This is a genomic window from Streptomyces synnematoformans, from assembly GCF_039531005.1.
Classification (GTDB): domain Bacteria; phylum Actinomycetota; class Actinomycetes; order Streptomycetales; family Streptomycetaceae; genus Streptomyces; species Streptomyces synnematoformans.
This window is the reverse complement of sequence record NZ_BAAAPF010000020.1, coordinates 39,393-47,028: the sequence shown is the minus strand read 5'-3', so window position 1 is coordinate 47,028 and position 7,636 is coordinate 39,393. Positions and strand designations below refer to the sequence as shown.

Annotated in this window: 6 protein-coding genes; 3 read left to right on the top strand and 3 right to left on the bottom strand. The window is 72.2% G+C overall.

Translation table 11 applies throughout. From position 1 onward, the window contains the following. From ABD317_RS06500 to ABD317_RS06490, 3 genes are all read right to left on the bottom strand, one after another. Positions 1-1,619, bottom strand: a 1,619-nt coding sequence (locus ABD317_RS06500) for a TIGR03773 family transporter-associated surface protein (RefSeq protein WP_344288720.1), incomplete at its 3' end; no start/stop codon positions are given. 35 nt (positions 1,620-1,654) lie between these two features. Next, positions 1,655-2,938 (bottom strand): choice-of-anchor M domain-containing protein, encoded by a 1,284-nt coding sequence (locus ABD317_RS06495; RefSeq protein ID WP_344288717.1) that lies wholly within the window; start codon positions 2,936-2,938, stop codon positions 1,655-1,657. A 271-nt stretch (positions 2,939-3,209) separates the two neighbouring features. Beyond that, entirely contained in the window at positions 3,210-4,238 is a 1,029-nt protein-coding gene (locus ABD317_RS06490; protein WP_344288715.1) for a LacI family DNA-binding transcriptional regulator, read from the bottom strand. Positions 4,239-4,506: 268 nt separating this feature from the next. Between ABD317_RS06490 and ABD317_RS06485 the strand changes: the two genes are divergently transcribed. Genes ABD317_RS06485 through ABD317_RS06475 form a run of 3 tightly spaced genes read left to right on the top strand, consistent with a single transcriptional unit; the run spans position 4,507 to position 7,620 of the window. Beyond that, complete coding sequence (locus ABD317_RS06485) at positions 4,507-5,826, top strand: extracellular solute-binding protein (RefSeq protein ID WP_425582291.1); 1,320 nt, start codon at positions 4,507-4,509, stop codon at positions 5,824-5,826. After that, positions 5,823-6,725 carry an ABC transporter permease subunit gene (locus tag ABD317_RS06480; RefSeq protein ID WP_027752192.1) on the top strand — a complete coding sequence of 301 codons (903 nt, stop codon included), beginning with the start codon at positions 5,823-5,825 and terminating at the stop codon, positions 6,723-6,725. The genes ABD317_RS06485 and ABD317_RS06480 overlap by 4 nt, the downstream gene beginning before the upstream one ends. 1 nt (position 6,726) lies before the next feature. Next, the gene (locus tag ABD317_RS06475; protein ID WP_027752193.1) at positions 6,727-7,620 is read left to right on the top strand and encodes an ABC transporter permease subunit; all 894 of its coding nucleotides are present in this window, start codon (positions 6,727-6,729) and stop codon (positions 7,618-7,620) included. Positions 7,621-7,636 lie beyond the last annotated feature (16 nt).

Here is a 7,636-nt window from a genome sequence, read left to right as displayed (position 1 = left end):
GCACCGCCGGTGTGCGCCATGGTCCCGCCGTCGCCGCCGCGGCCGCCGTCGGACGGACCCGGGCCCGCGGAGCCGCCGCCGTTCCCGTTCCCGTCCCCGGCTCCGCCGGAGCCGGAGCCACCGCCCGGCCCGCCGGTGCCGGCCCCGTCGCCGCCGTCACCGCCGGGCGTGACCGTGTCCGGGTCGACGTCCCCGACGGCGAAGGTGTACGTGCGGGTGTCCGAGGTCGTCCGGCCGTTCGGCTTCTCACCGCTCAGCCGGACGGTGACCTTGTAGACGCCCTCCTTGCTGAAGCCCCAGTTGGCGTGGGCGTGCACCCCGAGGGCGACCTTGCGGGAGTCGGGCAGCCCGTCGCGCGAGTTGTACAGCACCTCCGCGCCGCCCAGTCCCGCCGCCGACCAGATCGCCAGCTCGCCGGGGCCGCTGACCTTGGTCAGCGCCAGGTCCACGGGGCCGTTGAGGTCGCCGCCGGCCAGCGACTCGGTGTTCCATCCCGCCCAGATCACACCCTTCTTCTGCGCCTGCGGGACGAGCCAGAAGTCGCTGCCCGCCGCGCCCAGGAAGTCGTAGGCACCGCCGGCCGGCACCTTCTCCTTCGCCTCCGGCACCACGTGCATGACGACCGAGGACGGCTCGCGCCAGACGATGTCCCCGGGGTTGCGGCTGTCCTTGAACAGGGTGCGCAGCCTGCCGTTCACCATGCGGCCGGCGATCGCGTCGACGTGGCCGTCGTCGATCACCACCTTCCCCGTCGCGATGTCCGCGCCGCGCGCCGCGGGAGAGCCGGCGGTACGGGAGCTGCCGGAGTTGGGGGCGGCCCCCGTCCCGCCGGTGGCCGCGCCCGGGCGTGCTCCGTCATCCGCGGGCGGGGCCGGATCGGGGGAGGCGGGCGGAGGGGCGGAGGAGCCGGCGTCCCGCGGTGCGACCCGTACGGTCCACTCCGTGCTCGCCGTCGCGGTCGTTCCCGAGGCGAGGTCGGCGCCGGCCTCCGAGGTGATGCGGTACTCCCCCGGCTTGTCGAACGCCCAGGCCAGCTCCCCGGAGCCGGCGGCGGGCAGCGCCTGGCCGTCCGGCAGCCCGTCACTGCTGTCGAACAGCACCCGCGGGCGCTCGACGGTACCGGCCGGGCCGTCCGCCTCGGTGCCGTCGCCGGCCCGGCCGCCGGCGGGCGGCTCGAACACGGCCACGTCCCCCGGCCCCTCCACCCCGGTCAACGCCCACTCCACGGCGCCGTCGGCACCGTCCGCGAGCGCGTCCGCCGGTATGCCGGAGGTGTCCCACCGCGGCGCGGCGTCCCCGGCCGCGGCGCCGCCCAGGACCCACACCGGGGTGCCGGGCCCGCCCAGGAAGCCGTAGCCGCCGCCCTCGGGCACGCGGGTACGGGTCTCGGGCCCGACGCCGAGGTCCGCCGTCCCGCCGTCGTCGGCGTCCGGCGCCCCCGGGCCGAGGTCCAGGGCCAGCGTGCCGTCGTCGAGGGACAGCACGACATCGGCGGCGCCGGAGCCGTCACCGCCGGGCGCGGAGGGGCCCGCGACCGCCGCGGGAGTACCCGCCGCGGCCAGGGCCACGGAACCGACGATCCCGGCGGCGGTCCAGCAGGCGTTCCTTCTTGCTCCCATGAGGGTGACTACTCCTTCGAGTTCAGGGGCCCGGGTCAGGCGCCGGCCGTGTCCGTGTCCGCGTGACCGCCGAGTGCCTGTGCCCTTCTGCGGCCGGCGTAGACGAGACCTCCGGCTCCCACGGCGACCAGCGCGGCGCTGCCCACCGCCAGCGGAAGCACTCCGGCCGATCCGGTGCTGGCAAGCCCGCCGCCCTTGGCGGCCCCGTCCGCACCGCCGCCGACCACCCCGGCGCCGCCCGTGTCGCCTCCGGAGGAGCCGCCGCCGGCCGTACCGCCGCCGGTGGCGCCGCCGTCCGCGGTGTCACCGCCCGAACTCCCGCTCGCGCCACCGTCGTCGGAAGAGCCGCCGGCGCCGCTCCCGGCATCCGTCGTACCGCCCGAGCCGCCGTCCGCGGTGCCGCCGTCGCCGCCGGACCCGCCGTCGGAGGTGCCGCCGTCCGCGGTGCCGCCGTCCGCGGTGCCGCCGTCGGCCGTGCCGCCGTCCGACGTGCCGCCATCCGAAGCGCCCCCGTCCGACGTGCCGCCGTCCGACGTGCCGCCGTCGGAAGACCCGCCGTCGTCGCCCGGCAGGGGCACGTCGTCCGGGTCGATGTCACCGACCGCCATGGTGAAGACCCCGCTGTCGGAGACCTCCTCGCCCGAGGCGAGCGTGGCCGAGAAGGTGAACGTCATCCGGTACACGCCCTCTTCGGTGAAGGCCCAGTTCGCGTGCTCGTGCGTACCGGCGCCCACCTCGTAGCCGTCCGGCAGGCCGTCCCGGGTGTCGAACCTGGGCAGCGGCTGGCCGAACGGCGACCACGCCCATACGGCCAGTGCCCCCGGCCCCTCCACCTCGTCCAGGGACAGCCGCAGCCGGCCGTCCAGGTCGGCGGCGGCGAACGCCTCGGTGTTCCAGCCCGCCCACACCACCTCCGGGTTCTGCACCTGCGGGATCAGGTGGAAGACGTCGCCCGGCTCGCCGACGTACGCAAGTCCCCCGGCCGGATCGGGGATCGTCTGCCTGCCCGCCGGAGTGAGGTGCATGACCACCGAGGACGGCTCCCGCCAGACGACGTCGGCCGGATCCCGGCTGTCCCGCAGCAGGGTGCGGAACCCGCCCTCCACCAGGCGCGGCGCAATCGCGTCCACGTGCCCCTTGTCGATGACGGTGCGCTCGTCCACCACGTCACCGGACGCCGGTGCGGCGACGGACACCGCCGGCGGTGTGCCGGCGGCGGCGTCCCCGCCACCGCCGCCCGCGGCGCCGGCCGATGCCAGCCCGGCCGCCGTCAGACCCAGCGCCGCCAGCACCCGGGCCGTCCGATTGGTTGCTCCCATCGCCCCTCATCTGCGGTTGCGGCCACCCGCGCGTTCGGGCAGCAGACGTCAAACCCCCTGGCGTCGCACACAGTTGCGAGCACCACCCGGCACACCCTAACCGTGATGGTAATCATTTTCAATAACTTCCCACGTCCACCTCACGCACGAGGGGGACGGCGAGGCGGTCTCGTACGGCCCTGGCAACGCGACATCGAGGTCACCTCCCGCCCGTACGAGGGGGTGCTCAGGGGCGGCGCCTCAGCGGCGTCTCCTGACCCGGGGGCCCTCTTCAGCCGCCGGCCGCGGAACGCGGGTGGGGCGGTGCCGTCGACGCGCGCACCACCAGCTCCGTGGCGAGTTCGATGTGGTGGGACTCCACCTTCTCGCCGTTGGCCAGACGGAGCGCGGTGCGCAGGGCGACACCGCCCATCTCCCGCAGCGGCTGGCGAACGGTGGTCAGCGGCGGCGAGGCCATCTGCGCGAGGAACGTGTCGTCGAAGCCGACCACGCTCAGGTCCTCGGGGATGCGCAGGCCGCGGACGCGGGCCGCCTCGATGGCGCCGAGGGCGATCTCGTCGTTGCCCGCGAACACCGCCGTCGGCGGCTCCGGGAGTGCCAGCAGCGCCGCCGCGCCGGCCAGGCCCGCCTGGTACGTGAACTCTCCGGCCCGGACGTATGCCGAGGGCACCGCCGCTCCCGCCGCCTCCATGGCGGCGCGGTAGCCGTGCGCCCGTGCCTGGTGGCTCGCGGCCAGGGTCGGTCCGCCCAGATACGCGATGCCGCGGTGGCCGAGCGAGAGCAGGTGCTGGGTCGCGGCCAGGCCGCCGGCGAAGTTGGTCGCGCCGACGCTGTTCACCCCGCTGTGCGGCAGGTGCAGCGGGTCGAGCACGACCAGCGGAAGTCCGGCCCGCGCCAGCGCGTTGACGTACGCGGTGGTGTAGACGCTGGTGACCCCGATGAGGGCGCGGCGCCCGGCCGCGACCAGGTCCCGGGCCCAGTGCGGGGCGGGGGACGACTTGCTGATCACGACGGCGGCCCCCAGCTCGGCGGCGGCGTCGGCGACGCCTTCCAGCGCCTCGGCCACGTACGACCTGAGGCCCTCCGCGAACTGCACCTCGATGGTCGGGCTCTCCGGAGCCTCGCTGTGGCGGAAGACGGGTGCGAGGTAGTCGTGCTGGTACAGCAGTTCCAGTACCCGGGCGCGGGTCCGGGGCGCCACGTCGCTGCGGCCGTTGACCACCTTGGACACCGTCGCCACCGAGACCCCCGCCGCCCGGGCGATGGTCGCCAGCGTGGTGCGCCTAGCGTCTGCCGGCATCGGCTGCCCCCTGCCTCGCGTCCCTTTCAGCACTCAACTCCGCCGCCTCGAAACTTTTTCGAACCCTGCCGGGCCGTCCGGAGAGCCGTCCCTGCCCGAGAGTACGCAGACGATCGTTGAGCGACAACGGTGTTGCACATGCCTTGACAGCCATCAGCCCGAAATCTAACTTGCCTCCACAAGGGTAGTTTACGGCATAGTTTCGAAAAGTTTTCGTAGCGGCTCGCTGGAAGTCGACGGCTCTCGAGTGCGGAGAACACCCATGGACATCCCCCTTTCTCGTCGTACCCTCCTCAGCTTTGCGGCCAGCGTGCCCGCCTCTGCGGCGCTCGCGGCCTGCGGCTCGTCCGGTCCCGGCAACGGCGGCGGCGACGGCGCCACGGCCACGTACTGGCACCTAAGCGGCCAGCCCCAGGAAGGCGTCAGGACCGGTGCGGTCGAGCGCTTCAACGAGGCCAGCAACAAGGGCCGGATCGACGTCACCACCTTCGAGAACGACGCCTACAAGACGAAGATCAAGACCGCCATCGGCGCCGGGCAGGCGCCCACCATCATCTGGGGGTGGGGCGGCGGCGGCCTGCGCAGCTTCGTGGAGGCCGGGCAGGTCGACGACCTCACCCCGTGGTTCGACGAGAACCCCGAGGTCAAGGACCGGCTCTTCCCGTCCTCGTTCGGCGCGGCGACCGTCGACGGCAGGATCTACGCGATGCCGTTCGAAAGCGTGGAGCCGATCGTCCTGTTCTACAACAAGAGGGTCTTCGACGACGTCGGCGTGCAGCCGCCGGAGTCCTGGGACGACATGATGGCCCTGGTGCCCGAGTTCAACGCGGAGGGCATAGCGCCGTTCGCCCTCGGCGGCCAGTCCCGGTGGACGAACATGATGTGGCTGGAGTTCCTCTTCGACCGCATCGGCGGCCCCGAAGTGTTCCAGGCCGTCTTCGACGGCGAGAAGAACGCCTGGTCCCACCCGGCGGCCATCGAGGCGCTGACCCTGGTGCAGGACCTGATCAAGGCGGACGGGTTCGTCAAGGGCTTCTCCTCGATCACCGCGGACTCCAACGCCGACCAGGCGCTGCTGTACACCGACAAGGCCGCGATGATGCTGCACGGCTCCTGGTCGTACGGCATCCAGCAGGCCGAGGGCGGGGACTTCGTCTCCAGCGGCGGCCTCGGTTTCATGAACTTCCCGCCCGTCGAGGGCGGCAAGGGCGATCCGGGCAACTCCGTCGGCAACCCCGCCCAGTACCTGTCCATCTCCTCGAAGGCCAGCGCCGAGCAGAAGAAGATCGCGAAGGACTTCTTCGCCAAGGGCGTCCTCACGGACAAGGAGGTGAAGGAGTGGATCGACACCGGGGCGGTGCCGATCCGGAAGGGTTCGGAGAAGCTGCTGGCCGAGTCCGAGAGCGCTGAGTTCCTGCAGTTCGTCTACGGGATCGCCAGCAACGCGAAGACGTTCGGCCAGTCCTGGGACCAGGCGCTCAGCCCGACGGCCGCCGAGGTGCTGCTGGACAACATCGCCAGGCTGTTCCAGCTGTCCGTCTCGCCGAAGCAGTTCACCGACAACCTCAACGAGGTCATCGGCAAGTGAGCGCCCTCACCGGCTCCGCGCGGCGCACGGGCGGGCGCAACATCCTGCCCTGGCTGGCCGTGCCGGCCCTGCTGTTCTTCGTCGGCTTCGCCGTCGTCCCGCTCGTCGGCGTCTTCCTGCTGAGCTTCACGACGTGGGACGGGATCGGCGACATCGACCCGTCCGGGCTGACCAGTTGGCGTGCGGTGCTCACCGACCCCGGGCTGCCGCACGCCCTCTGGGTGACGTTCCTGGTGATGGCCGTGTCCTGGGCGGTGCAGACACCGGCGAGCATTCTGCTCGGCACGTTCCTGGCCGGCCGCCAGCGCTACCGCGCGGTGCTGAGCGTGGTCTACTTCATCCCGCTCCTGCTCAGCTCCGCGGCGATCGCGGTCGCGTACAAGGCGCTGCTGGATCCCAACTTCGGGCTGGGCGCCGGGCTGGGGGTCGAATGGCTCAGCAAGGACTGGCTCGGGCGCCCCTGGCTCGCCTTCGGCGTCGTCGTGTTCGTCGTCTCCTGGCAGTTCGTCCCGTTCCACGCGCTGATCTACCAGGGAGGCGTCCAGCAGATCCCCCACACCCTCTACGAGGCCGCTCAGCTGGACGGCGCCGGGCGGGTCCGCCAGTTCTTCAGCATCACGCTGCCCCAGCTCAAGTACACCGTCATCACCTCGTCGACGCTGATGGTGATCGGGTCGCTCACCTTCTTCGACCTCATCTTCGTCCTGACCGAGGGCGGGCCGGGAGACGCCACCCGGGTCCTCGCGCTGGACATGTACAAACGGGGCTTCCAGGCCAACCTGATGGGGCCGGCCAGCGCCATCGCGGTCATCCTCGTCCTGATCGGCCTCGCCCTCGCCCTGCTGCTGCGCCGGCTCGGCGGGCGGGACGCCGGCGAGAGCCAGCTCGAAGGGGTCTGACATGACGACCACGCTGACCAAGCCGCAACCGCGGAAGACCGTTCCGCACGAGCGGCGGCAGGGCCCCGGTCCGAACGCCCGCCGGCGCAACTGGCTCGGCGGGCTGGCCGGATGGCTCTGGCTCGCCGTCGTCGTCGTGCCCCTCTACTGGATTCTCATCACCAGCCTCAAGGCCCAGAGCAACTACTACGCGAGCAACCCGCTGGCGCCGCCGAGCGAACCCACGCTGGCCAACTACGAACTGGTCATCGAGTCCGACTTCCTCCGCTACCTGCTGAACAGCGTCGTGGTCACCGCCGGCGCCGTGGTGCCGGCGGTGACGGTCTCGTTCATGGCCGCCTACGCCATCGTGCGCGGCTGGCGCCTGCGGTTCCTGCGCGTGGTGAACGGCATGTTCCTCATGGGCCTCGCCATCCCGCTCCAGGCGACGGCCATCCCCGTCTATCTGATCATCATCAAGCTGCAGCTGTACGACAGCCTGCTGGCACTGATCCTCCCGTCGATCGCCTTCGCCATCCCGCTGTCCGTACTGATCCTCGCCAACTTCATCCGGGACGTACCCAAGGAGCTGTTCGACTCGATGCGGGTCGACGGGGCCACCGAGTGGGGGACGCTGTGGCGCCTGGCGGCGCCGCTCACCCGGCCGGCCATCCTCACCGTGACCATCTTCAACGCGCTGACCATCTGGAACGGATTCCTGCTGCCGCTGATCCTCACCCAGAGCCCGTCCCAGCGGACGCTGCCGCTCGCGCTGTGGACCTTCCAGGGCGAGTACGGGATCAACATCCCCGCCCTCCTGGCCGCCGTCGTCCTCACCACGCTGCCCCTGCTGGTGCTGTACGCCTTCGGCCGCCGCCAGCTGCTCAGCGGTCTGACCGCCGGCTTCAGCCGGTGACCGGGGGAACCCCGGC

What these genes read in the sequence shown, in the direction of transcription:
- ABD317_RS06495 (WP_344288717.1), bottom strand. Translation starts at nt 2,938, where the DNA reads ATGGGAGCAACCAATCGGACGGCCCGGGTGCTGGCGGCGCTGGGTCTG.
- ABD317_RS06490 (WP_344288715.1), bottom strand. Translation starts at nt 4,238, where the DNA reads ATGCCGGCAGACGCTAGGCGCACCACGCTGGCGACCATCGCCCGGGCG.
- ABD317_RS06475 (WP_027752193.1), top strand. Translation starts at nt 6,727, where the DNA reads ATGACGACCACGCTGACCAAGCCGCAACCGCGGAAGACCGTTCCGCAC.